This is a genomic window from Nissabacter sp. SGAir0207 (genome assembly GCF_005491205.1).
Taxonomy (GTDB): Bacteria; Pseudomonadota; Gammaproteobacteria; order Enterobacterales; family Enterobacteriaceae; genus Chimaeribacter.
Map to the genome: position 1 here is coordinate 121,689 of NZ_CP028035.1, position 26,456 is coordinate 148,144.

The window sequence follows — 26,456 nt, forward strand, 5'->3', positions numbered from 1 at the left end:
ATGTGGGCAGCCGCTGACGGCTCTCTCTTGCAAAGGACGTGGATTATGAAAAAGCTGTTTAAAAGCCTCTACTTCCAAGTGTTGACGGCGATCACACTTGGGGTGTTGCTCGGGCATTTCTACCCTGAACTCGGCGCGCAGATGAAGCCGCTGGGGGATGGCTTCGTCAAACTGATCAAAATGATTATCGCCCCGGTGATCTTCTGCACCGTGGTGACCGGCATCGCCGGGATGGAGAGCATGAAGGCCGTTGGCCGCACGGGCGCCATCGCCCTGCTCTATTTTGAGATTGTCTCGACTCTGGCACTGATCATCGGTCTGGTGATCGTCAACGTCATCCAGCCGGGGGCCGGCATGAACGTTGACCCCGCGGCGCTCGACGCCAAGGCGGTGGCGGTCTATGCCGAGCAGGCGCAGCAGCAGGGCATCATTCCCTTCCTGCTGGATGTCATCCCCTCCAGCGTGATTGGCGCGTTCGCCAGCGGCAACATCCTCCAGGTGCTGCTGTTCGCGGTGCTGTTTGGCTTCGCGCTGCACCATCTGGGCGAAAAGGGCCAGCTGATGTTCAACATGATCGAGAGCTTCTCGAAGGTCATTTTTGGCATCATCAACATGATCATGCGTCTGGCGCCGATCGGGGCGTTCGGGGCGATGGCCTTCACCATCGGCAAATATGGCGTCGGCTCGCTGGTGCAACTCGGCCAGCTGATCATCTGCTTCTACATTACCTGCGTGCTGTTCGTGGTGGTGGTGCTGGGGCTGATCGCCCGCTTCGCCGGTTTCAACATCTTCCGCTTTATCAGCTACATCAAGGAAGAGTTGCTGATTGTGCTCGGCACCTCCTCCTCGGAGTCGGCGCTGCCACGGATGCTCGACAAGATGGAGCGGCTGGGCTGCAAGAAGTCGGTGGTGGGGCTGGTTATCCCAACCGGGTACTCGTTTAACCTGGATGGCACCTCCATCTACCTGACGATGGCGGCGGTGTTTATCGCGCAGGCCACCAACTCGCACATGGACGTCTGGCACCAGATCACCCTGCTGGTGGTGCTGCTGCTGTCGTCGAAAGGGGCCGCTGGCGTAACCGGCAGTGGCTTTATCGTGCTGGCTGCCACCCTCTCCGCCGTCGGCCACCTGCCGGTCGCCGGATTGGCGCTGATTTTGGGCATCGACCGCTTTATGTCCGAGGCGCGCGCGCTGACCAACCTGATTGGCAATGGTGTGGCGACCGTGGTGGTGGCGAAGTGGGTCGGCCAGCTGGATGACAAGCAGCTGCACGCGACGCTGCACCACAAAAAGCCGGTTTCCAACAGCCTCTCCTCCTCCTGACAGGCGGGCAATCGCGGCATCTGGCCGCCATTGCCAGCGCTTTCCTGCTAAAAGCCACCCTTTACTTGATGTAAGTGGTGGCTTTTCCTCATAATAGCCCCGCCTTTTCTGGCCTGCCGGTGCTCTTCTCACCACTTTTTTCTCTTTTGCGGGTGACATCGGAACGGGTACGCGGTCAAAGGAATAATGTTTCTCCAGCCGCAAGATTGACGCACACAGGATAGGGCTGAGTTCCAGGAGCATGGAACAAAGGACATCAATAAAAAATTGGAAAGCTATTTTTAAGTAGGGGTTCACATGCAGGGCACCAAAATTCGTCTCTTAGTTGGTGGGTTACTGCTGGCCGCCGCCAGCAGCAGCGTGCAGGCTGAAGCACTACAACCCGATCCTGCCTGGCAGCAGGGCAAACTCGACAACGGCTTTGGCTGGCAGATGCTCGCCACGCCGCAGCGTCCGAGCGACCGCATCCAGCTACGGCTGTTGGTGCGCGCCGGTTCGCTGGTGGAGAACGCCCAGCAAACCGGCTTTGCCCACCTGTTGCCACACCTGGCGCTAATTCGCAGCCAGAGCTTCAGCACGCCGCAACTTCAGTCGCTGTGGCAGCAGGCCATCGACAGCGAGCGGCCAGCACCCCCCGCCATCTCCTCATATGACTACACCCTGTATAACCTGAGCCTGCCGAACAACCGGCCAGAGCTGCTCAAAGAGGCGCTCGCCTGGCTGGCGGACACCACCGGCGCGCTGGTGACGGACACCCCGACGGTGCAGGCGGCGCTGGATACCCTGCAAGACCCGATCGCCACCCAGCCGGCAGATGCGCAAGACCCGTGGTGGCGCTATCGCCTGAAAGGCTCGCCGCTGCTGGCGCACGATCCGGGCCAGCGCCCTGACCGCCCGGTCAGCATTGAGGCGCTGACCCAGTTCTACCGCCAGTGGTACACGCCCGATGCCATGACCCTCTACGTGGTCGGCAACGTTGACAGCCGCGCGCTGGCGGAGCAGATCGGCAAGAGTTTCGGCGGCCTGACCGGCAAGCGTGAAACCCCGCCGGTGCTGCCCACCCTGTCACCCCTGCCGCCGCAGGCCGTGACCCTGATAGACAGCAACCTGACGCAGGATCGCCTCTCGCTGGTGTGGGATGCCCCGTGGCACCCGATCCGCGATGACCGCGCCCTGAGCCACTACTGGCGCAGCGATCTGGCGCGTGAGGCGCTCTTTATGCACCTGCAACAGCAGCTGGCTGGCAAGGCGAAAGCGCCAGCGTTGGGCTTTGATTGCCAGGTACAGTACCAGCGCAGCCAGTGCGCCATCCGCATGGACAGCCCGAACGGCATGTTGCTGAATGACCTGAAGGCGCTGGCGACCGAGCTGGCGAAGGTACGTGAGAACGGGCTGTCGCAGGAGGAGTATGACGCGCTGATGGCGCAGAAAAATGACCAGCTGACCAAGCTGTTCGCCACCTACGCCCGCACCAGCACTGAGCTGCTGACCGAGCAGCGCCTGCGCTCACAGCAAAATGATGTGGTGGACATCTCGCCGGAGCAGTACCAGAAGCTGCGTCAGGCGTTTCTCTCGGGCATGAGCCTGCCGCTGCTCAATCAGGAGCTGAAGCAGCAGCTGGCGACCGATCCGACGCTGGTGCTGATGCAGCCCACCGGCGAACCGGAGCTGGGGCTGGCGGCGTTGCAGGAGGCTTACAGCAGCGTGATGCAGCCCGCGCCAGCGGTGGTGCCCTCCGCTGAAGAGGCGAAGGCTGAGGCCACCGCCCCCTGATCGCGCGTGCAGAAAAAACCCGGCCAAGGCCGGGTTTTTTTATGCGGGCATCGCCTCGCGCGGAATGATCGCGCCGCGGTGCTGGATCACGGTGCTGGCGGTCAGGTGGCCGCGCTGGGCGGCGGAGACGGCGTCACCACCGGTCAGGCGCACCGCCAGATAGCCGCCACTGAAGGAGTCGCCGGCGGCGGTGGTGTCCACCACCTGATCGCCGCGCAGTCGCACCGCCGGCACCTCATGCTGCTCCCCCTGTGGATCGGCGACCAGACAGGCGTCTGCGCCGCGTTTGATCACCACCTCACTGACGCCCAGTTCCCGCGTACGGCGAATCACCTCCTCGGCAGGCACCGCGCCCCACAGCGCATCCTCATCATCCAGCGTCAGGAAGGCGATGTCGGTGCAGGCCAGCATCGCGCGGTAGGCGGCCTGCGTCTCTTCCCGGTTGGCCCACAGGCGCGGGCGGTAGTTGTTGTCGAAAATCACCTTGCCGCCGCGGGCGCGGCAGTCACGCAGCAGCGCCAGCAAACGCTCGCGCCGTTCTGGCGTCAAAATCGCCAGGCTGATGCCACTCAGGTAGAGGTAGTCATAGCCGAGCAGGCTTTCGCAGATGGCCGGGGCCGTCGGGCCATCCAGCCAGTCGCGGGCGGCCGCCTCGTTGCGCCAGTAGTAGAAGGTGCGCTCGCCCTGCGCGTCAGTCTCAATCACGTACAGGCCGGGCAGTTTGTTCTCCAGCCGCTGCACCAGATCCACCTCCACCTGCTCACGCTGCCAGGCGGCCAGCATCTCGGCGCTGAAGCTGTCAGTGCCGAGCGCCGTGACATAGTGCACGCTGAGCGCCTCCGCAGGCACCTGCCGGGCGATGTAAACGGCGGTGTTGAGGGTGTCACCGCCAAACCCGCGGCTCAGTTCAGATCCTTTTTGCGACAGTTCAATCATGCATTCGCCGATAACGGCAATTTTCTTGCTGGTCATGGTGGCTGGCCCGTTAAACGAAGGGGGAGGGGCGGGCAATCGCCCGCGGCTTGGCTCCAGTCTCAACCGAAGGCCGGGCGGGAGTCAATAAGAATAAAACGCTGTTTTAGGTTTGTTGGACGGGATCGCATTTTGCCACGGAGGGCGCAAGATCAGTGGCTTACTTTAGGCTGGAACGAAAAGGTGCCAGTGTGCCCAGAAAGTGTGCGCCAAGGGTAAAGTTTTGGCCCGCCGCGCCGATAGTAAATGAGCGTCCGCGGGTTGGCGCGGGGCAGGCCAAACGCCATTTTTATTCCAGCCGGACAGGAATGCCGGTATCTACCCACCTCGTACATGGCAGCAGCAACGATGATAACCAAGATGATGTCTGGCTTGTTAACGCCATCATTCTCTGTGATTGATCGCGCGAAGGAACAGAGCTTCTGGCGACAGTGCCGGCGCGCCTATAAGTTTCAGCCCATCTATCTTACCAGCGGCCACATGATGGGGCTGGAGCTGCTGACTGCCGTGAGCCATCCGGCTGAGCCGGCCAAGTTCCAGTCGCCCGAGCGCTACTTTGCCGCCATCAGCGTGCCGCGCCGGCTGACCATCATCCAGGAGCAGCTGGATCTGCTGGAGCGCTGGCGGCCCCAGCTGGAGCAGCATGGGCTGCTGGCCTCCATCAACGTGGACGGCCAGTCGCTGGAGGCGATCCAGCAGGATCAGGCGCTCTGCGCGCGGATCGCCGCCATGCCGTTCGCCCGCTTTGAGCTGGTGGAGCAGGCGGAGATGGCCCTGACGCGCCCGCTCGGGCAGATAGCGCAGGCCGACCGGCTGTGGCTCGATGACTTCGGCAACGGGCTGGCCAACTTCTGCTCCTTTACCGCCTGGCAGTATGAGTACATCAAAATCGCCCGTGAGCTGTTTATTCTGCTGCGCCAGAGCGACGAGGGGGCGAAGCTGTTCTTCACGCTGGTGACGCTGCTCAACCGCTACAGCAAGGGCGTGATTATCGAAGGGGTGGAGACCGCCGAGGAGTGGGCGATGGTCTGCGCCTCTGACGCCTACGCCGCTCAGGGCTACTACATGTCACGCCCACAAACCTTTGATCCCAAGAGCGGGCTACCGCTGTTTTTTGCCGGCTGACACACCGGCTTACACACCCGTCAGGCCCCGCCGCAGGCCGGTTGGCGGGCATTTTCCCTGCCGTCGCACAGGCAAGATGGGCTAATTTAAACTATTGTTAATCTGACGAAACTCTCAATAATTTGTCAGGAATAGCTCATGTCGCGAACAGGAAAAATAGTCAGCTGGGTCGTGGGAGTGCTGGTGGTGCTGGTGGTCGCCGTGGTGGTGTTCATCATGATGTTTGACTGGAACCGCCTGAAACCAACCATCAATGAGAAAGTCTCCACCGAACTGAACCGGTCCTTCGAGATCCGCGGGAACCTCGGGGTTGACTGGTCACGCCAGCGTGAGGAGCAGGGCTGGCGCGCCTGGGTGCCGTGGCCGCACATCCACGCTGAAGATATCGTGCTCGGCAACCCCGAGGGCATCCCGCAGACCAAGGATCTCGGCAACAACATGGTCAGGCTGCAACGCGCTGACGCCACCCTCGCGCCGCTGGCGCTGCTGGGCAAAACCGTCAGCATCCCGCATATCCGCCTGACCAAGCCGGATGCCGCGCTGCAACAGCTCGCCAACGGCAAGAACAACTGGACGTTCAACCTCGCCAGCAGCCAGAACCCCGATCCCAACCCGCAACCCTCCAGCTGGTCAGTGGACATCGGCGAGATCGCCTTTGACCGTGGGCAGGTGGACTACAAGGACGCCATCAACAAGGCGGACGTGCGCGCCATCATCGACCCGCTGGGTAAACCGCTTCCCTATGCGGAGGTGACCGGCAATAAAGAGGATGACAAACGTGCCGACAACGCGCCGCCAGACTACATCTTCGGCTGGAAAGTGAGTGGCCGCTACAAAGGCCAGCCGCTCTCTGGCAGCGGCAAAATTGGCGGCCTGCTGGCGCTGAAAGACACGAAAACCCCCTTCCCGATTCAGGCGGATGTGCGTTCCGGCAACACCCGCGTGGCGGTGGCCGGTACGTTGACTGATCCGGCCAACCTCGGCGCGCTGGATCTGCGCCTGAAACTCTCCGGTGAGACGCTCTCCGACCTCTACGGCCTGACCGGCGTGCTGCTGCCGCAGACCCCGCCCTACGAGACCGATGGCCGCCTGTCCGCGGAGTTGCAGCGCAAGGGGGGCGCGCGTTTCCACTACCGTGACTTCAACGGCAAGATTGGCGACAGCGACATCCACGGCGACATCACCTATGAAGCCAGCAAGCCGCGGCCCAAGCTGACCGGCGATCTGGTCTCCCGCCAGTTGCGCTTTGCTGACCTCGCGCCGCTGATTGGCGCCGACTCCAATAAAGAGAAGGCGAAACGCGGTGAAGAGGTGCGCCAACCGGCTGACAAAGTGCTGCCGGTCGAGAAGTTCGATACCGAGAGCTGGGACGTGATGGACGCTGACGTGAAGTTTGCCGCCAAACGCATTGAGCACGGCAAATCCCTGCCCATCAGCGACCTGAGCACCCACCTGAAGCTGGAGAACGGCGAGATCCTGCTAGACCCGCTGCGCTTTGGCGTGGCTGGCGGCAACCTCAACTCCACGGTGCGGCTGGAGGGGGATAAATCGCCGATGCGCGGCCGGGTGGACATGCACGCGCGCGGTTTCCAGCTCAAGCAGCTGTTCCCGGACGTGGAAGCGATGCGCAGTAGCCTCGGCCAGCTCAATGGTGACGCCACCCTGACCGGCACCGGCAACTCCGTCTCGGCGCTGCTGGGCACCAGCAACGGCACCATGCGCTTGCTGATCAATGACGGCGTGATTAGCCGCAACCTGATGGAGATTGCTGGCTTGAACGTCGGCAACTACGTGGTCGGCAAGCTGTTCGGCGATGACGAGGTGGCGATCAACTGCGCGGCGGCGGATGTCAGCGTGCGCGACGGCGTGGCGACACCGCAGCTGTTCCTGTTCGATACCGAGAACGCAGTGATCAACATCACCGGCAACACCAACCTCGCCACCGAACGGCTCGATCTCTCCATCAACCCGGACAGCAAGGGCCTGCGCATCATTACCCTGCGCTCGCCGCTCTACGTGCGCGGCACCTTCAAAGACCCGGACGCTGGCGTCAAAGCTGGCCCGCTGCTGGCCCGTGGCGCCGCCGCCGTGGCACTGGGCGCGGTCGTCGGCCCGGCCGCCTCGCTGCTGGCGCTGATCTCCCCCAGCGAGGGCGAAGAGAACCAGTGCGGCCCGCTGCTGCAAAAGATGAAATCGAGCAAATAACCTCGCCCGATGAAAAAAGGCCGCTCCTTGGAGCGGCCTTTGTTTTATATGATTATTAATGAATTATCCGGCAGTCATGATCCTGTAAGTTTTCAGCGGAGGCCAGGTTGAACGCCAGCACATCACGCTGCAGTGCCAGCAGCAGGAAATCACCACTTTTCGCCCGCACCATCGCCAGCCCATAACGCCCCATATGCTCGCGGGCCTCCGGCAGCTCGGCCAGCAGGCGGAATGCGCCCTGTTGCGCCAGCTCCTCCGGCGTGACGCGCCGCGCCAGCCAGTGGTCGCCAAGCAGCGGCTGGGGCAGCGGTTGCCAGCGGCCAGTCACGCGCCCCGCCTCCTGTTGTAGCTGCTGTTGCACCTCCGGCCGCAGGCAGGAGATATGGATATGCAGTTGGTTCTGCGTGCGCCCCCATTCAGAGTTAATGGTCAGGGCCAGCGCGCTGTCATCAATCGGCCGGCCGTGGCGGCGGGCCAGCAGCCCGCGCGCCTGCCACGCCTGCAAAAAGTAGTTGGGCGTGGCGCGCTCCAGTAGTTCCGGGCTTTCGATACCGCTGATCCTGGCACTCGGCAGCAGCAGGTATTGCAGCGGCCCGTTGCGATCCTTCAGCACCACAAAGCCCGCCGCCGGATTGACCAACGCGCAGGGTGTCGGCTGCCCGCTGCGTTGTTGGTTCGGCAGGCACTGCCCGCTGACCATCCGCCACAATGCATCCGGATGCGCTGGCCGCAGCCAGAGCCAGCCCCCGGCCAGCAGCAAGCAGAGCACAATCAACAGGCCGAACCACAGACGGTAACGGAAAGGGAGAGCCATCGCGAATTCCTTTCAGGGTGGGGGAGGCAGCGAAATCAGCATAGTGCGTGGCCCGCTTGGCGCCAACAAAAAAGCCGGCACAGGGCCGGCTTTTGGTGGGGGCGTGGCTTACAGCGCCTGATGGCGGGTCTCTTTCATCAGCAGCAGGGCGATCAGCGTCAGGGTCGCCATCGAGGCCAGATAGAGGCCGACGGCGAACAGCCCGTAGTGGGTGGCCAGCCAGGTGGCGATGTAGGGGGCCACCGACGCGCCAAGGATTGAGGCGACGTTATAGGAGAAGGAGGCCCCGGTGTAACGCACTTCGGTTGGGAACAGCTCGGGCAGCAGCGCGCCCATCGGGCCGAAGGTCAGCCCCATGATGCTCAGGCCGCACAGCAGGAAGCCCATCACCAGCGCCTGATTGCCGGAACCCAGCAGGCTCGGGAAGACAAAGGCGAAGCCAATCATCAGCAGCGTAATCGCAATCATCGTCTTGCGGCGGCCAAAGGCGTCCGCCAGCATACCGGCAACAGGAACCATCACGCCAAAGCCAATCACCGCCACCATCAGCATCCACAGGAAGCTGTTGCGCGAGTAGCCCAGCCCCAGCGGCTGCGCGGTGGTGCCGTAGGTCATGGAGTAGACGGTCATCAGGTAGAACAGGGTGTAGGTCGCCAGCATGATGAAGGTGCCAAGGATGGTGGCCTTCATGTGCTTGCTCAGCAGGGTGCCCATCGGGATCTTCACCTGTTTGCCCGCCTTGGCGACTTTGGCGAAGACCGGCGTCTCATGCAGCGACACGCGCACATAGAGGCCGACCAGCACCAGCGCCGCCGACAGGATGAAGGGCACGCGCCAGCCCCAGCTCATGAACTGCTCATCGGTCAGCAGCCAGGAGAGCAGCAGGAAGGTGCCGTTGGCAAAGAAGAAGCCAATCGGCGCGCCGAGCTGTGGGAAGGAGCCGTAGAGCGCCCGCTTTTTGGCCGGGGCGTTCTCGGTCGCCAGCAGCGCCGCGCCGCCCCACTCACCGCCCAGCCCCAGACCCTGCCCGAAGCGCGCCAGCGCCAGCAGCATCGGGGCAAAGACGCCGATGGACTGGTAACCCGGCAGCAGGCCGATCAATACGGTGGAGATGCCCATGGTCAGCAGCGAGGCGACCAGCGTCACTTTGCGCCCGACGCGGTCACCGAAGTGGCCGAACAGCGCCGAGCCAATCGGCCGCGCCACGAAGGCGATGGCGAAGGTCGCCAGCGACTGGAGGGTAGCGGCGGTGGCATCGCCCTGCGGGAAGAAGATGTGTGGGAACACAATTACCGCCGCAGTGGCGTAGATATAGAAGTCAAAAAACTCGATGGCAGTACCGATAAGGGAAGCAACGATCACTTTGCCGCGCGAGTTGGTCGGTGTGGACTGTTGCTCATTGTCTAATGGCGGTGCGATGGTGGCTTGCATAATTGTTTCTTATTAGGATTAATTGTAAAAAAATCATCTTAAGCAGTCCAAAGCGCCATTTCAACGCGCAAAAAAGCGCCAAAAGCCGCGCCCAGCGGGAAAAAAGAATAATCTTTTTGAGATGCGCCGATCGGCGCTTCATAAGTTTGCGGTATGGATGAATCACAGCGGATGTGACCGAAAAAAGGGCAAAGAAAATTTTCACCCTAGTGGGATATGCTGGTTTTGACTGTGCGCCGCGCGTCGAATCGGCATAAATGCGCGGTTTTTGCGTGATATATTAGAATATCATGCCAACCACCCGGTGGCGGCTGGCATGATAGCGAGGTTTAGCGTGATTTTGCCGGTGGTGTGCCGACGGGCTGGTCGCCCTTATATTTGGCGGTGGCGATCCAGGCGGCACAAAACAGCGTCAGGCGGGCGAAGTAGTAGAAGAAGGCCATCAGGCCAATCACCGAACCAAAGGCCGCGCCGGAGGCAGATTTTGCCAGGCTCGGCAGCGTCAGGGTCATGATCATCTTGATCACCTCAAAGCCAATGGCGGCAATCAGCGTGCCGCGGAACAGCGCCTTCTTGCGCGGCTTGTGGCGCGGCAGCATCCAGAAGATCCACAGGAACAGCAAATAGTTCGCCATGATGGAGATGCTCAGGGCAATCACCGTCATCGCCGGGCGCAGCCACTCAATGTGCGACAGCCCCAACGCCTCGACGATCGCCTCCTGCGCCGCGCCGGCCACCGAAGTGAGCGAGAGCGTCAGGATCAGCGCCACCACCAGCCCGGTCAAGGAGATGAAGTCGCGCACGTAGCGCATGTAAATCTTCTCCTGATCCTGCGGGTTGCGCTCCCACACATCGCGCGACTGGGCGCGGATCGCCTCACGCAGATTGCCCATCCAACTGATGCCGGAGTAGAGCGCCAGCAGCAGGCCGGTCAGCCCCACCGCGGTACGCTGCTGGATGGCAGTGTTGACGGTGTTCTTCAGGGTGGTCGCCAGCGCCGGGTCACTGATGCTGTTGACGATTTTGTTGATCAGCTCCGTCAGCAGATCCGGGTGGGCCGCCAGCACAAAACCGGCGGCGGCGAAGGAGACCATCAAAATCGGGATCAGCGACAAAAACGAGAAGTAGGTGATGGCCGCGCCAAACTGGCTGCCCATCCGGTCATTGAAGCGATCCATCGCGCGGATGATGTGGGCGACAGGCGGCCACGCCTGCACGCGCGCCACCAACCGCGAGAAGCGGCCAATCTGGCGGTCAACGCTGGCGTTACCGGTTTTTACATCAATCAGCGGTTTGTCGGTGCTGACTGGCTGGCTGGCCTGCTCGCTGATGGTCGGGTGGTCGCTGCTCTGCGCCACTCGGTGCAGTTCGGAATCATTAGGCATTACGTATCAGTATCCTTGCGTATGGGCTTGCGCTAATTATAGCCGAGCGGCCTGCGCTGTCTGGCCGCTCCCTGTGCAATCGGCGCGTGGGCGGCCGTTTGCGTAAAGATTGGTCAGTTTTGCCCCGGCCGCCAGTGGCACGGGCAGGATGTGCTACGGTTTTATGGCCAACCAGTGACCGACAAAAGGATCCTGCCCGATGAAACTGTGTGTGATGGCCGCCGCGCTGGCCATGTTGCCCCTTGCCGCGCTGGCCGCCCCGGCGACCTATGATGCCGAGCTGTCTGCTTTCCCCTATCCGCACCCGGTGGAGCGTTTCCACTTCACCTCCCAGGGCCAGCCGCTGCAAATGGCCTATATGGATGTCAAACCCGCCCGCCCCAACGGCCAGACCGTGATGCTGATGCACGGCAAAAACTTCTGCGGCGCGACCTGGGAGCAGACCATCACCACCCTGAGCGAGGCTGGCTACCGCGTGGTGGTGCCTGACCAGATTGGCTTCTGCAAATCCTCCAAGCCGCAGCACTACCAGTTCAGCTTCCAGCAATTGGCGGCCAACACCCATGCGCTGCTGGAGAAACTGGGCGTGCAGAAGCTGACGGTGCTCGGCCACTCGATGGGCGGGATGCTCTCCACCCGCTATGCGCTGATGTACCCGCAGCAGGTGGAGCGACTGGTGCTGGTCAACCCGATTGGGCTGGAGGATTGGAAGGCGCTTGGCGTGCCGTGGCAGGGGGTGGACGCCGCCTATCAGGGCGAGCTGAAAACCAATGCCGACTCCATCCGCGCCTACCAGCGCAGCACCTACTATGCCGACCACTGGAAGCCGGAGTATGACCGCTGGGTGATGATGCAGGCTGGCATGTACGCCGGGCCGGACAAGGAGAAGGTAGCGTGGGATCAGGCGCTGACCACTGACATGGTCTTCACTCAGCCGGTGGTGTATGAGTTCCCGCACCTGACGATGCCGACGCTGCTGTTGATTGGCGGCAAGGACAACACTGCCATCGGCAAGGCGCAGGCACCGGCGGCGCTGAAGCCGAAACTGGGCCGCTATGAGGAGCTGGGCAAGCGCACCGCCGCCGCCATTCCGCACTCGACGCTGGTGGAGTTCCCGGCGCTCGGCCACTCGCCGCAGATCCAGGATCCGGCTGCCTTCCATCAGGCGCTGATGGGCTGGCTGAAACCGGCCAACGCGGGTTAACCGCCGCACAGGAGCGACCATGCGACACCCCCTGACGCTGTTGCTGACGGCCATGCTGGCGCTGCCGGTCTGGGCGGAGGATCGGGCGGACACCGTGCTCTATAACGGCACGGTGCTGACGATGGATGACGCGGACACGCAGGCGCAGGCCATCGCCATCAAGGGCGAGCGTATCCTGTTCGTCGGCGACAGCCAGCAGGCGCGCGCCTACGGCGGGCGGCAGATCGATCTGGCTGGCAAGACCGTCATTCCCGGCCTGAACGACACCCATATCCACGCCATCCGCGCCGGGCAGGGCTACCTGCGGGAGGAGTACTGGTATGGCGTGACGAGCCTGCGCGCAGGGCTGGCGCAGTTGCAGCGGCGGGCGCGGCAACTGGGCACGGGCGAGTGGGTGACGGTGCAGGGCGCGTGGCATCCGGCGCAGTTTAGCGAGAAGCGTGCGCCGACGGTGGCGGATCTGGATGAGGCATTGCCAGACAACCCGGCCTATGTACAGTACCTCTATGACTACGGCTTGCTGAACCACGCTGGCCTACGTGCGCTGGGGCTGGATCAGGGCAAAACCATTGAGGGGCTGACGCTGGAGCGGGACGAACAGGGCCGCCTGACCGGCCGGGTCAGCGGCTCGATTGCCGCCTTCTCACGGCTCTCCGCCGCCATCGCCCCGGCTGCCTCCGCCGATGCGCAGCGCGACAGCCTGCTGGCCTTCTTCCGCCAGCTCAATCGCTATGGCGTCACCTCGCTGGTGGATGCCGCCGGTGGCGGCTCCGGGCCAGCCATCTATGCGCCGCTGTTCCGGCTACACCGCGAGCAGGCGCTGCCGCTGCGCGTCGCTTACCGCGTGTCGGTTCAGCAACCGGGAGAGGAGGCCAAATGGTTCGCTGATACCCTGGCCTACCTGCCGCCCCGGCTGGGCGATGCGCAGTTGCGTTTCCTCGGCATGGGCGAGTTGCTGGTGCCGGGCATGAATGATGGCGTGCAGATGGGGCCGGGCTTCCGCGCCCCGCCAGCGGCGCTGGAATCGCTGGAGCAGGTGGCGACCTTCGCCGCGCAGCGGCACTATCCGCTGGAGATCCACGCCTACACCGACGATGCCGGCCAGCAGATTCTGGATGTGTTTGAGCGGGTGGCGCAGCGCTACCCGTTGCAGGATCTGCGCTGGGCGATCGCCCATCTCAACACTGGCACGCCAGCCACCTTTGCGCGCATGAAAAAGCTGGGGCTGGCCTACAGCGTGCAGATGGGGCCGTACTTTGAGGCACCCGCGCTGGCGGAGGCCAACGGCCACGCCGTCGCGGAGGCCGCGCCACCAATCCGTCAGGCGCTGGATGCCGGGGTGAAAGTGGTGGGCGGCACCGACGCGGCGCGCATCGGGCAGTTCGCCATTTGGCAGGCGCTGGAGTATGACGTCACCGGCCAAAGTGCCGGGCAGGCGGTGCAGCGTGACAAAGCCCTCGCTCTGAGCCGGTTGGAGGCGCTGCGGCTCTACACCGCCAACGCCGCCTGGCTGACCTTCGAGGAGCATGAAAAGGGGACGCTGGCACCCGGTATGCTGGCCGACCTCGCCGTGCTCGACCAGCCCTACCTGACGATGCCCGCTGACCAGATCCATCGCCTGCGCGCTACCCTGACCATGGTGGGTGGACGCATCGTGTTTGCTGAATAACAGGTTTATTGAATAACAGGTTTGCTGAATAACTATGCATTTCCGCTGCGCAAACCGTAGCGGAAATTTTCCTCGATTTGCGCAACTCTTCGCCGACCTTCGCAATAACCACACCTTTTCTATTGACAAATTTTAAAGTTTAAAATCCTTTTTAGCCCGGCTCACAACGATGTTATATTGATAATGAAAAGTTGAATTTTTCATATTTCTTGACCAGATATGTAAAAGAAATGTTAAATATTAAACTTTCATCGGTTGTGGGAATAAAGGATGCAACGCCGCGATGCACACATTGCTGACGTTGTACTACTCAGCATGTTTTATTTTCATGAAGTTATTGTTTTTCAAGGATGCAGAGACGGGTTATGAACAAACTACGTGCCAATGCGCTTTGCTTGAATACGGTAATGTCGGTTACGCAAGCGGCGGCAGAGGAAAAGCAGATCGTTGATGTTGTGTTAATTGGCGGCGGCATCATGAGCGCGACGTTGGGCGCTTACTTGCAAGAGCTGGAGCCGGAGTGGCAGATCCACATGTACGAGCGCCTCTCCACGGTAGCGGATGAGAGCTCCAACGGCTGGAACAATGCGGGCACCGGCCATGCCGCGCTGGCGGAGATGAACTACACGCCGCAGAAGCCAGATGGCTCAATTGACATCAGCAAGGCGGTGGCGATCAACGAGGCTTTCCAGATTTCACGCCAGTTCTGGGCCTATCAGGTTCAGCGCAATGTGATGCAAAGCCCGCGCTCCTTTATCAACAGCGTCCCACACATGAGCTTCGTCTGGGGCGAAGAGAACATCAACTTCCTGCGTAAGCGCCACGCGGCCCTGCAACAGAGCAGCCTGTTCCGCGGCATGGAGTACTCCGAAGACCCGGCCACCCTGCACCAGTGGATCCCGGCGGTGATGGCGGGGCGCGATCCGGCGCAGAAGGTGGCGGCCACCCGCATTGCCACCGGCACCGACGTCAACTTTGGTGAGGTGACGCGCCAACTGGTCACCTCGCTGAAGAAGAGCGACCGCTTCACCCACAAGATGGGCCACGAAGTGCGCGACATCAAACGCAACGCCGACCAGACCTGGACCGTGACCGTGGCGGACATGCAGAACGGCGGTAAAGAGCGCCGGGTTCGCACCCGCTTCATCTTTATCGGCGCGGGCGGCGCGTCACTGACGCTGTTGCAGAAGTCCGGCATCCCGGAGGCGAAAAACTACGGCGGCTTCCCGGTCGGCGGCGAGTTCCTGGTGACAGAAAACCCGGAGGTGGTGAAGCTGCACATGGCGAAGGTCTACGGCAAGGCCACGGTCGGCGCACCGCCGATGTCCGTGCCGCACCTCGACACCCGAGTGCTGGACGGCAAGCGTGTGCTGCTGTTCGGGCCGTTCGCCACCTTCTCCAGCAAGTTCCTGAAGAACGGTTCGCTGTGGGATCTGTTCGGCAGCCTGCGCACCTCCAACATCATGCCGATGGCCCACGTCGGCATCGATAACTTCAATCTGGTGAAGTATCTGGTTGGCCAGTTGATGCTGAGCGACGACGATCGCCACAAGGCGTTGCAGGAGTACTTCCCGCAGGCGCGCAAAGAGGACTGGAAGCTGTGGGTCGCTGGCCAGCGCGTGCAGATCATTGAAAAAGATGAGAAGAAGGGCGGCGTGCTGCGCCTCGGCACCGAAGTGGTCACCTCGCAGGATGGCACCATCGCCGCGCTGCTCGGGGCCTCGCCGGGAGCCTCCACCGCCGCGCCAATCATGCTGGAGCTGATGGAGCGCGTCTTCAAAGACAAAGTTGCCTCACCGGCCTGGCAGGCGAAGCTGAAGCAGATCATCCCCTCCTACGGCCAGTCGCTCGATGGCAACCCGGCGTTGACCGAGCAGGTGTTGCAGGAGACCAGCCGCATCCTGGAGCTGGAGAGCCTGCCGCCGCAGCAGGACGCGGCTCCACAGGCCGAGCCGGCCGCCGTCGCCGCGCTCTGAAAAAAAGCCCGCCCCGTGCGGGCTTTTTTATGGCGCACGCCCGCGCGCTGAGGGCAATTGCCACTTGCTGGGCGCGGCAAAAACAGCGAGGGTAGAGGCTCCCCCTGCGCCACACGGAGCCGCCGCATGTTGAACCCAACCCCCCTGTCCATCGGTTTATTGCTGTTTCCCAACCTGACCCAGCTCGATCTCACTGGCCCATATGAAGTATTTTCGCGCGCGCCCAATACCCGCCTGCACCTGATCTGGAAAGATCTGGAGCCGGTGCGCTCGGATCGTGGGCTGGCGATGCTGCCGACCACCACCTTCGACGGCTGCCCGCCGCTGGATATCCTCTGCGTGCCCGGCGGGCCGGGGCAGGTGGCGCTGATGGAGGATGAGGAGACGCTGGCATTCCTGCGGCGCATGGCGGCGGGCGCGAAGCTGGTGACCTCGGTCTGCACCGGATCGCTGGTGCTGGGTGCCGCTGGCCTGTTGCAGGGCTACCGCGCCACCTCGCACTGGGCGGCACTCGACCAACTGGCGCTGCTGGGCGCGCGCCCGGTGGCGGAGCGGGTGGTGCGTGACCGCAACCGCATCACCGGCGCGGGCGTGACCTCCGGCCTCGATTTCGCCCTGACAGTGGTGGCGGATCTCTATGGCGAGGAGGTGGCGCAGACTCTCCAGCTTCACATGGAGTATGACCCGGCCCCGCCCTTTGATACCGGCTCGCCGCGCACCGCCCCCACCGCCATCCGCAAGGCCGCCCGTGAGGCCGTCGCCCCCTTTACCGAGCAGCGTCGACAGGCCACGCTGCGGGCAGCGGAGAAGCTCAAGGGGTGATGGGTATCTCGCCGCCACGGCCCATTGCCATGAGATGACCGTGGTGACGCGCAATGTGGCGGATTTCGTCGGGTTGCGGGTGGCGTTGCTGAACCCCTGGCAGGGGTGAGACTGCGCCGGCGGGTGCCGGCGCGGGTAGGGCGGATCAGAAGGAGAGGGTGACGCCCGCGTAGTAGGCGCGGCCCGGCTCGTTGTAGGTTGAGGCACCGGAATTGGCGCGGTAGACACGCTTATCGAACAGGTTGTTGATGCCAGCGTTCAGGCGCAGATCCTTGATCAGGTCATAGTTCACGTTCAGCCCGACCACGGAGTAGGCACCCACTTCCGTGTCGGCGATCGCCACGTGGTTTTCAGGCGTGGTGCGCGGCTTCTGGCGGCCATACATCGTCCAGTTGACGTTGGCGGAGAGCTTGTCGGTCGCCTGCCAGTCCAGCATGGTGTTGATGGTGTACTCCGGGATGATCGACAGCGGGTTGCCGGTCTCTTTGCTCTCCGAGGTGATCATGTAGGTGGCATTGGTGCGCCACTCCAGCGAGTCGAGCACCGGCACCGTCAGGTTGCCTTCCAGCCCTTCCACCACGGCCTTGCCGCCATTCTCCCAACGCAGGATGTTATAGCCGTTGGATGCCGTGCCCACCACATCGGTACCGGCCACAATCTTGTTTCGGTAGTCGTTGCGGAAGTAGGTGATGCCCGCGTGGTAGCCGTTGTGGGAGAACTCCAGCCCGATCTCTTTGTTGACGCTCACTTCCGCATCCAGATCGTCATTGCCCAGCAGGTAGCAGTTGGCGGTGATGCCCACCGGACAGCCATTGCCGCGCGTATAGAGCAGGTAACCCTTGCTCGACTGGTAGAGGTTCGGTGATTTGAAGACCCGCGCAATGCCCGCCTTCAGCGTGAACATCTCGCCCAGCTCCTGTGAGGCGTTCAGGCTCGGGCTCCAGTTGGCGCCGAACTTGCTGTGATAATCGAAACGCAGGCCGGGAATGAGGTGAGTACCGGGCGTGGCCTCAATGTTGTCCTCAACGTAGAGCGCGCTCAGTTCGGCGCTGTTTTTGCTGCTGCGCTGGGACGGATCGCCCGAGGCACCGTCAATAATGACGCCAGACGCGCTGGTCGCCTGCATCGAGGCCGGATCGTCCAGTTGCTCGCGGTTCCACTCCGCGCCGAGCGTCATGGTCTGGTCAACCCACAGCGCGAGCGGCAGGATCAGCTCGCCATTGGCGCGGGTGTTCTCCAGTCGGCTGGTGCTGTAGTCGGTGCTGTTGATCATCCCCTCCACGCGCCCGGTGCTGCCCTCCTGCAAACGGGTGTTGTTGGTCTTCTCGTAGTAGACGCCGACGCGCGACTGGCCCCAATCCCAGATGCCGTTGTGCGTGATGCCGTAGCTCTGGCGGTAGAGGCGGTTAGTCTCGTCGCCATACAGCGTGTCCACCAGCCCACCTGGGCTGAGGTTGCCGTTGCTGTACTGGGTGTCGCCGGCGTAGATATTGCCCTGCCGGCTGTAGCCGTAGCTGAAGTCCACGATCTGCGTCGGGGTGATCTTCCAGGAGAGTTGGGTGTTGATGTCTTTATTGCGCACCCCCTCGCGGCCCGCGGCATAGGAGCCGTTCTGCTGGCGGTTGATGTCGGCGGCATCGGCGTCGGTCTTGTTGAGGTTGCCGTAGAGGCTCATGGTCAGGGCATCGCCAGCCAGCGGGCCGCTGAGGCTGAAGTTGGCGCGCTTGGTCGCCCCCTCTTTGTCATCCTCCGGCTGGTTGGTGAACAGCGACAGCGAGCCGTGCCAGTCATTGGTCGGCCGCTTGGTGATGATGTTCACCACGCCGCCTGCCGCGCCGGAACCGTAACGCGCCGCCGCCGGGCCGCGCAGCACCTCAATGCGCTCGACCATCTCGGCGGGCACCCAGTTGGAGTCGCCACGGCTGTCGCGCTCGCCCGTCCAGCTATAGCGCACTGCGTTGCGCGACGTGACCGGTACGCCATCAATCATGATCAGCGTGTTCTCCGGCCCCATGCCACGGATGTCGATCTGGCGGTTATTGCCCCGGCTGCCGGTGGCGCTGTTGCCGGTCAGGTTGACGCCCGGCATTTTGCGGATGATGTCAGAGAGGTCATTCACAGGCGGGTTTTTCTTGATGTCTTCGGCGGTAATGATGGAGACGCCGGGCTGCTGCTTCAACTCCTGCTCGGCGGTGGCCTGCACCGTCATCACCTCGCCACTTTCGGTCGGGGCCGCGCTGGACAGGGACTCTGCCGCATAAGCGTGACCGCTAATCAGCCCGGCCAGCAACAGTGCGCACGGCCGTAATCTGTAAGAATGTGTGGCGTCCATTAAGAAAAACCCCTTTTTTTATGTGAAATTGTAATTAAATGCTTATGGTAATGATAATTATTTTTATTTAAATATCAACAGAAGAAAACTCACAATTTCTTCACAATTTGGGCAGGCCAGAAAGAGCGGGCAAAAAGCGCCGTTTTTTTCTTCTTCTTGTCGATTAGTACCTTAATAAATAACGCTATTTTCTGGACAAAAAGAGGCGTTTTTAGGGCGTAACCCACTCCACGCCTGCCAAAGCGATTGCAGCAAGTACGCTATTCATCCTGCACCTTCATCGGGTATTATCCAGACAGGAACAAGAATAGTAATCATTACTATTTACAGTGATGTCCATTCGCTTAGGAGATGAAATGCGCTTACGTGTTGCCCTGTTTTCTTCTGCCGTAACGGCCGCCCTGGCTTTGACGGGTTGTGATAGCGCGTCCAAGGACGCTGACGCCGCCCCCAAAATTACCCTCGAGCACGCGCAGGGCAGCACACAGGTGCCGCTGCATCCCCAGAAGGTGGTGATCCTCAACCCGGCGACGCTGGACAATGCCGACGCCCTGCACATCAGCGTCGCGGGCGTGCCGCAGACTGACTCCCACCTGCCGCCTTTCCTGGCAAAATACAGCGGCAGCAGCTACTTGAACGCTGGCACGCTGTTTGAGCCAAACTACGAGGCGCTGAGCAACGCCAAGCCTGACCTGATCATCGCTGGCGGCCGCGCCCATGACGCCTATGACAAACTGAGCGCCATCGCGCCGACCATCGCGCTGGATGTCGATCCGCAACATTTCACCCAAAGCCTGACGCAGCGCACTGAGCAACTGGCCTCGCTGTTTGGCAAGGAAGAGGAGGCGAAGGCACTGCTCAGCAATTTCGACGCACAGATCGCCGCGCTGAAGGCCAAATCCGCCAACGCTGGCTCGGCGATGGTGCTGATGATCAGCGGCGGCAAGATGTCCGCCTACAGCCCCGGCTCGCGCTTTGGCTTTGTGTTTGATGAGCTGGGCTTCACACCGGCCAGCAGCTTCCCGCAGACCGGCAAGCACGGCAACGTTGTCTCCTCGGAGTTCATCCTCAACGCCAACCCGGACTGGCTGTTCGTGATGGATCGTGACAACGCCATCGGCCGCCCGGAGGGGCAGTCCGCCCAGCAGGTGCTGGATAACCCACTGATTGAGAAGACCAACGCTTGGAAAAACCAGCATGTGGTCTACCTTGACTCCGCGTCGCTCTACATCGCGGGCGGCATCCAGAGCTACAGCCGCATGATGGACAAGATCAGCGCGGCGCTGGACAGCGCAGGGCAGTGATGCGCGGCCAAACCTTGGGCTTTGCCGCCGGGCTGGCGCTGCTGCTGGCCTTGGCGGGGTGCAGCCTGTTTATTGGCGCGGGCCATGTGACGCTGCAAAACCTCTGGTCTGACCCGGAGATGCGCGACATCTTTCTGGTGAGCCGCGTCCCGCGCACGCTGGCGCTGCTGCTGGCGGGCAGCGCCATGAGCGTTGCCGGGCTGATTATGCAGATGCTGACGCAAAACCGCTTTGTCGAGCCCTCCATCGCGGGCACCACGCAGTCCGCCAGTCTGGGGCTGCTGCTGGTGATGGCGATCAACCCCGGCGCGCCGGTAATGGTGAAGATGGTGGTGGCGACGCTGTTCGCCCTCGGCAGCACGCTGCTGTTCGTGCTGATGCTCAACCGGATGCGCATGAAGTCGCCGCTGATGGTGCCGCTGGCGGGCATCATGCTGGGGGCGGTGTTCAGCGCCGTCACCACCTTTCTGGCGATGAAGCTGGATCTGTTGCAGTCGCTGGGCGGCTGGGAGTCAGGGGACTTCTCCGGCGTGTTGCAGGGGCGCTATGAGCTGCTGTGGCTGGTCGGCGTGCTGACGCTGCTCGCCTGCTTGATCGCCGATCGCTTCACCGTCGCGGGCATGGGGCGGGAGTTCGCGGTCAACGTTGGGCTGAACTACGCGCAGGTGATGATGCTGGGCATGGCGATCATCGCGATGGTCAGCGGCGTGGTAGTGGTGGTGATTGGCGTGCTGCCGTTCCTCGGGCTGATTGTGCCGAACATCGTCAGCATGGCGATGGGTGACAATTTGCGCCGCACCCTGCCGTGGGTCTGCCTGTGCGGTGGCGCGCTGGTGGTACTGTGCGACATCATTGGCCGGCTGATCATCTACCCGTTCGAAATCCCGGTGAGCGTGATCCTCGGGGTGATTGGCGCGGCGGTCTTCCTGCTGCTGATTTTAAGGAGCCAACGCCATGCAGGCTGATTATGGCAATGCCCATGTGGCCCGCCCGGCGCGTGCGCCGCTCAGTGCGCCCGGCAAGCGGCTGCTGGTGATGGCCGGGCTGGCACTGCTGGCGGCGGCGCTGTTCATGACCTGGGGCATCGGCGGCAACCTCGCCTACGTGCTCAGCTACCGGGGCCAGATTCTGGCGACGATGGCGCTGGTGGCGTTCGCCTCCGGCGTCGCGACCCTGCTGTTCCAGACCGTGACCAGCAACCGCATCCTGACGCCGTCGATCATGGGGCTGGAGGCGCTGTTCGTGCTGATGCAGACCCTGCTGATCTTCCTGATTGACGCCAACGGGCTGGCGATGCTCGGCGTGGTCGGCAAGTTCCTCTGCGACACTCTGCTGCTGGTGCTGTTCTCGATGCTGCTCTACCGCTGGCTGCTGGCTGGCGCGGGCGTGAATTTGCACCGCGTGCTGCTGGTTGGGCTGGTGTGCGGCACCCTGTTCCGTAGCCTCTCTGGCCTGCTGCAACGGCTGCTGTCACCGGGGGAGTTCGCCATCCTACAGGGGCGGATCTTCGCCACCTTCACCCGCGCCGCGCCGGAGCTGATCGCCCTCTCGGCGGTGGCCTGTGCGCTGGTGGCGGTTGCCATCTGGCGGATGCGCCACTGTCTGGATGTCATGGCGCTCGGGCGCGACACCGCCATTAACCTTGGCGTCAACTACTCGCGGCACGTGATGTGGGTGCTGCTGCTGGTATCGCTGCTGGTAGCCATCTCCACCGCGCTGGTGGGGCCGCTGACCTTCCTCGGCCTGCTGGTCGCCAATTTGGCCTACCCGCTGGTGGCGTCGCACCAGCACCGCTACCTGTTGCCGGGCGTGTTCCTGATTGGCGTGATCACGCTGGTCGGCGGCCAGTTCATTCTCGAGCGTCTGCTGGATATGTCAGGCAGCCTGTCAGTAGTGATTGAGTTTGTCGGCGGTGGGCTGTTTATCTTCCTGTTAATCAAAAAGGCGGCGGTGTGATTGAGATCAAGGGCATCAGTAAAAAGTACCATCAGACGCAGGTGCTGAAAGCGGTGACGGAGAGCATCCCGGCTGGCGGCGTGACGTCGATTATCGGGGCCAACGGCGCGGGCAAATCGACGCTGCTGTCGGTGATCAGCCGCCTGCTGACGCCGGACGCCGGGCAGGTGCGGGTCAACGGGCTGGACGTGGCGACCACCCCCGGCAAAACGCTGGCGACCACGCTGTCGGTGCTGCGGCAGGAGAACCACTTCACCAGCCGCCTGACGGTGTGGGATCTGGTCGGCTTCGGCCGCTACCCCTACTCGCAGGGGCGGCTGACGGAGGAGGATCGCCGCCACATCCACACCGCGATGGAGTTCCTCAACCTGCTGCCGTTGAAAGATCGCTATCTGGATGAGCTGTCGGGCGGCCAGCGCCAGCGCGCCTACGTGGCGATGGTGCTGTGTCAGGACACCGAATATGTGCTGCTGGATGAGCCGCTAAACAACCTCGACATGAAGCACGCGGTGGCGATGATGAAACAGCTACGCCGCGCCGCCGATGAGCTACGCAAAACCATCATTCTGGTGATCCACGACGTCAATTTTGCCTCGGCCTACTCTGACCACATCATCGCGATGAAAGAGGGGCAGGTGATCTACCGGGGCGCGCCCGCCACCATCATGCAGCCGGCGATTCTGGAGGAGATTTTTGACACCGAGGTCTGCATCGAGCAGGTGCAGGGGCAGTATGTGGCAGTCTACTACCGCTGAATGGGCGGCATAAAAAAGGCCAGCATGCGCTGGCCTTTTTTCATGGCTGGATGCTTAGCGCATCGTGACAAACTCTTCGGCGGCGGTCGGGTGGATCGCCACGGTGTTGTCGAAATCTTTCTTGGTCGCGCCCATCTTCAGCGCCACGGCGAAGCCCTGCAGGATCTCGTCCATGCCGAAGCCAATGCCGTGGATGCCGACGATCTTCTCCTCTTTGCCCACGCAGACCAGCTTCATGCGGCACGGCTGGCGGTGCTGGGTCACGGCGGTGTACATGGCGGTGAAGGCCGACTTGTACACTTTCACCTCATCGGCACCAAACTTCTCAATCGCTTCCGGCTCGGTCAGGCCCACGGTGCCAATCGGCGGGTGGCTGAAGACCACGGTCGGGACGTTGCTGTAGTCCAGATGCTCTTCCGGCTTGTTGTTGAACAGGCGCTCAGAGAGGCGACGGCCCGCGGCCACGGCCACCGGGGTCAGCTCCACCGCACCGGTGTTGTCGCCCACGGCGTAGATGCCCGGCACGCTGGTGTTCTGGAACTTGTCCACCACGATGTAGCCTTTGTGGTTGGTTTCGACGCCGGTCACGGAAAGGTTCATGTTGTCCGTCTCTGGCTGGCGGCCAATCGCCCAGACCAGACAGTCCACTTCCACGCTGGTTTCATTCTCGAGGTGCAGGGTCAGGCTGCCGTCAGCGTTCTTCTCCACCGCTTTCGGGATAGAGTCGGTGTGCAGGTTCGGGCCTTCTGCCTTCATCACTTCCACCAGCGTATCGACGATCAGCGGATCGAAGGTACGCAGCGGCGCGTGCTTGCGCACGAACAGGTGGGTGTCGGCACCCAGCGCATTCATCACACCGGCGATCTCAACGGCGATGTAGCCCGCGCCCACCACGGCCACGCGTTTCGGCATCTCTTCCAGATCGAAGAAGCCGTCAGAGTCGATGCCATACTCGGCACCTGGAATCTGCGGGTGGCTCGGACGGCCGCCGGTGGCGATCAGAATATGGTCAGCGGTAATCTTCTCACCGTTCACTTCAACGGTGTGGGCGTCCACGAAACGGGCATAGCCGCGGATCACGTCGACGTTATTTTTGCCCAGCACATTGTCGTAGGAGGTGTGGATACGGTCGATGTACGCGGTACGGTTGGCAACCAGCTTCTTCCAGTCAAAGGCGTTAACGGTGGTGTCGAAGCCGTAGTCCGGGCCGTAGTTGTGAATCGCTTCAGCAATCTGCGCTGCGTGCCACATCACTTTTTTCGGTACACAACCCACGTTCACGCAGGTGCCGCCCAGCGCCTTGGCTTCAATGAGCGCGCACTTTTGGCCGTACATGGCTGCACGGTTGATCGACGCGATACCGCCGCTGCCGCCACCAATTGCAAGGTAGTCGTAATGTTTGGTCATCGAATGTGTTCCATCTGGGTGAGAAGAAAAATTGCCATAGAGTTTAACGCTACTCGTACAATCACCGCAAAGTTTGCGCCTATGATTGTGATAGGAAGAAAGTATTCATGATAGTTAATGTTGTTTGACGGGATGGACACTCAGTATGCGCCTCACATTTCTCGGCACCTGTGCCGGCACCCCCAGCCTGCAACGCAATGTCACCGCCATCGCCCTGACGTTGCGCAATACGCGCAGCGGCGGCACCTGGCTGTTTGACTGCGGCGAGGGCACCCAGCACCAGTTTATGCGCAGCCCGCTGAAACCGGGCAAGCTGGAGAAAATCTTCATCACCCACCTGCACGGCGACCACATCTTTGGCCTGCCGGGCCTGCTCACCAGCCGCTCGATGGGCGGCGTGGCGGAGCCGCTGACCCTCTACGGGCCAAAGGGGCTGCGCACCTTTGTGGAGACCAGCCTGGCGCTGAGTGGCTCGTTCGTCACCTTCCCGATGGAAATTGTTGAGATTGGCAGCGGGCTGGTGTGCGATGACGGCAAGGTCAAGGTCACCGCCTACCCGATGAACCACGTGATTGAGTGCTACGGCTACCGGATTGAGGAGCATGACAAGCCCGGCTACCTGGATGGCGAGCGGCTGCGCGCTGACGGCGTGCCGCGTGGTGCTTGGTATCAGCGGCTGAAATTGGGGGAGACGGTGGAATTGGAGGATGGCCGCGTGATTGACGGGCGGGACTATCTCGGGCCGCCCATCAAAGGCAAGTCGGTGGCCATTTTCGGTGACACCGCGCCCACGCCCGTTTCCGATCTGCTGGCCGACGGGGTAGACGTGATGGTGCATGAAACCACGCTGGAGGCGGCAATGGCGGAGAAGGCCAACGGGCGCGGCCACTCCACCACGGTGCAGGCGGCGACCGCCGCCCGGCTGGCGGGGGCGAAGAGCCTGATCGCCACCCACTTCAGCTCACGCTACAACTTCACGGATTGCCAGCGGCTGCTGGATGAGTGCCGTGCCATCTTCCCTCATACCGAACTGGCGCGCGATTTCGCCGAGTTTGAGGTGTAGGCCCGCGCCATCACTCCGGCACGATCCACTTCACCAGCGTGTGGCCGTTGCCGGAGGGCACCAGCACCTTATGCAGCCACGGCAGCACGCTGTTCATCTGCTGCTCCAGCTTCCACGGCGGGTTGATGACGATCATGCCAGAGGCGGTCATGCCGCGCTGGTCGCTGTCCGGGCGCACCGCCAGCTCGATTTGCAGGATACGGCGGATGCCGGTCGCCTCCAGGTCACGCGTCATGCGCTTGATCTGCTGGCGCAGCACTACCGGGTACCAGAGCGCATAGGTGCCGGTGGCGAAGCGCTTGTACCCCTCCTGAATCCCCTTCACCACGTCCTGATAATCGGTCTTCAGCTCGTAGGGCGGGTCAATCAGCACCAGCCCACGGCGGGAGAGCGGCGGCAACTGCGATTTCAGCTGCTGGTAGCCATCGGCTTTCAGCACCTTGGCGCGTGGGTCTTTCTGGAACTCGGAACGCAGCAGCGGGTAGTCGCTGGAGTGCAGCTCGGTCATGTGCAGCTTGTCCTGCTCACGCAGCAGGTGGCGCGCGATCAGCGGCGAGCCGGGGTAGTAGCGCAGCGTGCCGCTGCGGTTGAAGGCGCGCACCGCCTCCATATAGGCGGTCAGCTCCGCCGGCAGGTCATCCCGCTGCCACAGGCAGGCGATGCCCTCCAGGTACTCACCGGTGCGCTCCGCATGTTCGCCGCTAAGCTGGTAGCGCCCGGCCCCGGAGTGGGTGTCCAGATAGAGGAAAGGCTTCTCCTTCTCCTTCATCGACTCAATGATCAGGCTCTGGACGGTGTGTTTCAGGACATCGGCGTGGTTGCCGGCGTGAAAGCTGTGGCGGTAACTAAGCATGGCGGTAATGGGTTCCGGTATTAAAGATGCACGGCGACATCGGGCAAAAGCACTCGCCGCAACAGGCTGCCCAACGGGCAACAG

The 26,456-nt window shown here is 62.3% G+C and carries 20 protein-coding genes; 13 read left to right on the forward strand and 7 right to left on the reverse strand.

Annotated features, from left to right (window positions below; translation table 11 throughout):
* Positions 1 to 42 precede the first annotated feature (42 nt).
* Together C1N62_RS00515 and C1N62_RS00520 are read left to right on the forward strand one after the other, a co-directional pair.
* Entirely contained in the window at positions 43 to 1,326 is a 1,284-nt protein-coding gene (locus tag C1N62_RS00515) for a dicarboxylate/amino acid:cation symporter (RefSeq protein ID WP_137764859.1), read from the forward strand.
* Positions 1,327 to 1,623: 297 nt separating this feature from the next.
* Positions 1,624 to 3,099: a pitrilysin family protein gene (locus C1N62_RS00520; protein WP_137761801.1), complete on the forward strand. Its 1,476-nt coding sequence runs from the start codon at positions 1,624 to 1,626 to the stop codon at positions 3,097 to 3,099.
* A gap of 39 nt (positions 3,100 to 3,138) precedes the next feature.
* Here the strand turns inward: C1N62_RS00520 and C1N62_RS00525 are convergent, their stop codons facing one another.
* Positions 3,139 to 4,071, reverse strand: a complete 933-nt coding sequence (locus C1N62_RS00525; RefSeq protein ID WP_137761802.1) for a sugar kinase — start codon at positions 4,069 to 4,071, stop codon at positions 3,139 to 3,141.
* A gap of 333 nt (positions 4,072 to 4,404) precedes the next feature.
* Between C1N62_RS00525 and pdeH the strand changes: the two genes are divergently transcribed.
* Positions 4,405 to 5,196, forward strand: coding sequence for a cyclic-guanylate-specific phosphodiesterase (gene pdeH, locus C1N62_RS00530; protein WP_168195783.1), 792 nt, complete (start codon positions 4,405 to 4,407; stop codon positions 5,194 to 5,196).
* 138 nt (positions 5,197 to 5,334) lie between these two features.
* Complete coding sequence (locus C1N62_RS00535) at positions 5,335 to 7,401, forward strand: AsmA family protein (protein ID WP_137761804.1); 2,067 nt, start codon at positions 5,335 to 5,337, stop codon at positions 7,399 to 7,401.
* A gap of 55 nt (positions 7,402 to 7,456) precedes the next feature.
* Here the strand turns inward: C1N62_RS00535 and C1N62_RS00540 are convergent, their stop codons facing one another.
* From C1N62_RS00540 to yhjD, 3 genes are all read right to left on the reverse strand, one after another.
* Complete coding sequence (locus C1N62_RS00540; protein WP_137761805.1) at positions 7,457 to 8,215, reverse strand: CDP-diacylglycerol diphosphatase; 759 nt, start codon at positions 8,213 to 8,215, stop codon at positions 7,457 to 7,459.
* A 108-nt stretch (positions 8,216 to 8,323) separates the two neighbouring features.
* Positions 8,324 to 9,646, reverse strand: a complete 1,323-nt coding sequence (locus tag C1N62_RS00545) for an MFS transporter (protein WP_137761806.1) — start codon at positions 9,644 to 9,646, stop codon at positions 8,324 to 8,326.
* A 329-nt stretch (positions 9,647 to 9,975) separates the two neighbouring features.
* A complete protein-coding gene (gene yhjD, locus C1N62_RS00550) occupies positions 9,976 to 11,031 on the reverse strand; it encodes an inner membrane protein YhjD (RefSeq protein WP_137761807.1) in 1,056 nt (351 codons plus the stop codon).
* Positions 11,032 to 11,230: 199 nt separating this feature from the next.
* Between yhjD and C1N62_RS00555 the strand changes: the two genes are divergently transcribed.
* The 4 genes from C1N62_RS00555 to C1N62_RS00570 all read left to right on the forward strand — a co-directional run bounded on the left by C1N62_RS00555 (position 11,231) and on the right by C1N62_RS00570 (position 16,702).
* Entirely contained in the window at positions 11,231 to 12,235 is a 1,005-nt protein-coding gene (locus C1N62_RS00555; RefSeq protein WP_137761808.1) for an alpha/beta fold hydrolase, read from the forward strand.
* 19 nt (positions 12,236 to 12,254) lie between these two features.
* Entirely contained in the window at positions 12,255 to 13,904 is a 1,650-nt protein-coding gene (locus C1N62_RS00560) for an amidohydrolase (protein WP_137761809.1), read from the forward strand.
* 365 nt (positions 13,905 to 14,269) lie between these two features.
* Positions 14,270 to 15,880: a malate:quinone oxidoreductase gene (locus C1N62_RS00565; RefSeq protein ID WP_137761810.1), complete on the forward strand. Its 1,611-nt coding sequence runs from the start codon at positions 14,270 to 14,272 to the stop codon at positions 15,878 to 15,880.
* Positions 15,881 to 16,006: 126 nt separating this feature from the next.
* The gene (locus C1N62_RS00570; protein WP_137761811.1) at positions 16,007 to 16,702 is read left to right on the forward strand and encodes a DJ-1/PfpI family protein; all 696 of its coding nucleotides are present in this window, start codon (positions 16,007 to 16,009) and stop codon (positions 16,700 to 16,702) included.
* A gap of 145 nt (positions 16,703 to 16,847) precedes the next feature.
* On the opposite strand, the gene C1N62_RS00580 is transcribed toward C1N62_RS00570, so the two are convergent.
* Positions 16,848 to 19,034: a TonB-dependent siderophore receptor gene (locus C1N62_RS00580; RefSeq protein WP_137761812.1), complete on the reverse strand. Its 2,187-nt coding sequence runs from the start codon at positions 19,032 to 19,034 to the stop codon at positions 16,848 to 16,850.
* Between the two features lie 356 nt (positions 19,035 to 19,390).
* Between C1N62_RS00580 and C1N62_RS00585 the strand changes: the two genes are divergently transcribed.
* From C1N62_RS00585 to C1N62_RS00600, 4 genes are read left to right on the forward strand one after another with little or no spacing between them, the layout of a single operon-like run.
* Positions 19,391 to 20,338 carry a siderophore ABC transporter substrate-binding protein gene (locus C1N62_RS00585; RefSeq protein ID WP_137761813.1) on the forward strand — a complete coding sequence of 316 codons (948 nt, stop codon included), beginning with the start codon at positions 19,391 to 19,393 and terminating at the stop codon, positions 20,336 to 20,338.
* Complete coding sequence (locus C1N62_RS00590) at positions 20,338 to 21,303, forward strand: ABC transporter permease (RefSeq protein WP_137761814.1); 966 nt, start codon at positions 20,338 to 20,340, stop codon at positions 21,301 to 21,303. Before C1N62_RS00585 ends, C1N62_RS00590 begins: the two co-directional genes overlap by 1 nt.
* A complete protein-coding gene (locus C1N62_RS00595; protein ID WP_168195784.1) occupies positions 21,293 to 22,294 on the forward strand; it encodes an iron chelate uptake ABC transporter family permease subunit in 1,002 nt (333 codons plus the stop codon). The genes C1N62_RS00590 and C1N62_RS00595 overlap by 11 nt, the downstream gene beginning before the upstream one ends.
* Positions 22,291 to 23,049 carry an ABC transporter ATP-binding protein gene (locus tag C1N62_RS00600; protein ID WP_137761815.1) on the forward strand — a complete coding sequence of 253 codons (759 nt, stop codon included), beginning with the start codon at positions 22,291 to 22,293 and terminating at the stop codon, positions 23,047 to 23,049. Before C1N62_RS00595 ends, C1N62_RS00600 begins: the two co-directional genes overlap by 4 nt.
* A gap of 54 nt (positions 23,050 to 23,103) precedes the next feature.
* On the opposite strand, the gene gorA is transcribed toward C1N62_RS00600, so the two are convergent.
* Entirely contained in the window at positions 23,104 to 24,456 is a 1,353-nt protein-coding gene (gene gorA / locus C1N62_RS00605) for a glutathione-disulfide reductase (protein WP_137761816.1), read from the reverse strand.
* Positions 24,457 to 24,601: 145 nt separating this feature from the next.
* Between gorA and rnz the strand changes: the two genes are divergently transcribed.
* On the forward strand, positions 24,602 to 25,519 hold the full coding sequence (gene rnz, locus C1N62_RS00610; RefSeq protein WP_137761817.1) for a ribonuclease Z: 918 nt from the start codon (positions 24,602 to 24,604) through the stop codon (positions 25,517 to 25,519).
* A gap of 10 nt (positions 25,520 to 25,529) precedes the next feature.
* Here rnz and C1N62_RS00615 read toward each other — a convergent pair whose 3' ends face one another.
* Positions 25,530 to 26,372, reverse strand: a complete 843-nt coding sequence (locus C1N62_RS00615; RefSeq protein ID WP_137761818.1) for a 23S rRNA (adenine(2030)-N(6))-methyltransferase RlmJ — start codon at positions 26,370 to 26,372, stop codon at positions 25,530 to 25,532.
* Positions 26,373 to 26,456: the final 84 nt, after the last annotated feature.

Coding starts and splice junctions, on each gene's coding strand:
- C1N62_RS00520 (WP_137761801.1), top strand. CDS start 1,624: ATGCAGGGCACCAAAATTCGTCTCTTAGTTGGTGGGTTACTGCTGGCC.
- C1N62_RS00525 (WP_137761802.1), bottom strand. CDS start 4,071: ATGACCAGCAAGAAAATTGCCGTTATCGGCGAATGCATGATTGAACTG.
- pdeH (WP_168195783.1), top strand. CDS start 4,405: ATGGCAGCAGCAACGATGATAACCAAGATGATGTCTGGCTTGTTAACG.
- C1N62_RS00535 (WP_137761804.1), top strand. CDS start 5,335: ATGTCGCGAACAGGAAAAATAGTCAGCTGGGTCGTGGGAGTGCTGGTG.
- C1N62_RS00540 (WP_137761805.1), bottom strand. CDS start 8,215: ATGGCTCTCCCTTTCCGTTACCGTCTGTGGTTCGGCCTGTTGATTGTG.
- C1N62_RS00545 (WP_137761806.1), bottom strand. CDS start 9,646: ATGCAAGCCACCATCGCACCGCCATTAGACAATGAGCAACAGTCCACA.
- yhjD (WP_137761807.1), bottom strand. CDS start 11,031: ATGCCTAATGATTCCGAACTGCACCGAGTGGCGCAGAGCAGCGACCAC.
- C1N62_RS00555 (WP_137761808.1), top strand. CDS start 11,231: ATGAAACTGTGTGTGATGGCCGCCGCGCTGGCCATGTTGCCCCTTGCC.
- C1N62_RS00560 (WP_137761809.1), top strand. CDS start 12,255: ATGCGACACCCCCTGACGCTGTTGCTGACGGCCATGCTGGCGCTGCCG.
- C1N62_RS00565 (WP_137761810.1), top strand. CDS start 14,270: ATGAACAAACTACGTGCCAATGCGCTTTGCTTGAATACGGTAATGTCG.
- C1N62_RS00570 (WP_137761811.1), top strand. CDS start 16,007: ATGTTGAACCCAACCCCCCTGTCCATCGGTTTATTGCTGTTTCCCAAC.
- C1N62_RS00580 (WP_137761812.1), bottom strand. CDS start 19,034: ATGGACGCCACACATTCTTACAGATTACGGCCGTGCGCACTGTTGCTG.
- C1N62_RS00585 (WP_137761813.1), top strand. CDS start 19,391: ATGCGCTTACGTGTTGCCCTGTTTTCTTCTGCCGTAACGGCCGCCCTG.
- C1N62_RS00590 (WP_137761814.1), top strand. CDS start 20,338: ATGCGCGGCCAAACCTTGGGCTTTGCCGCCGGGCTGGCGCTGCTGCTG.
- C1N62_RS00595 (WP_168195784.1), top strand. CDS start 21,293: ATGCAGGCTGATTATGGCAATGCCCATGTGGCCCGCCCGGCGCGTGCG.
- gorA (WP_137761816.1), bottom strand. CDS start 24,456: ATGACCAAACATTACGACTACCTTGCAATTGGTGGCGGCAGCGGCGGT.
- rnz (WP_137761817.1), top strand. CDS start 24,602: ATGCGCCTCACATTTCTCGGCACCTGTGCCGGCACCCCCAGCCTGCAA.
- C1N62_RS00615 (WP_137761818.1), bottom strand. CDS start 26,372: ATGCTTAGTTACCGCCACAGCTTTCACGCCGGCAACCACGCCGATGTC.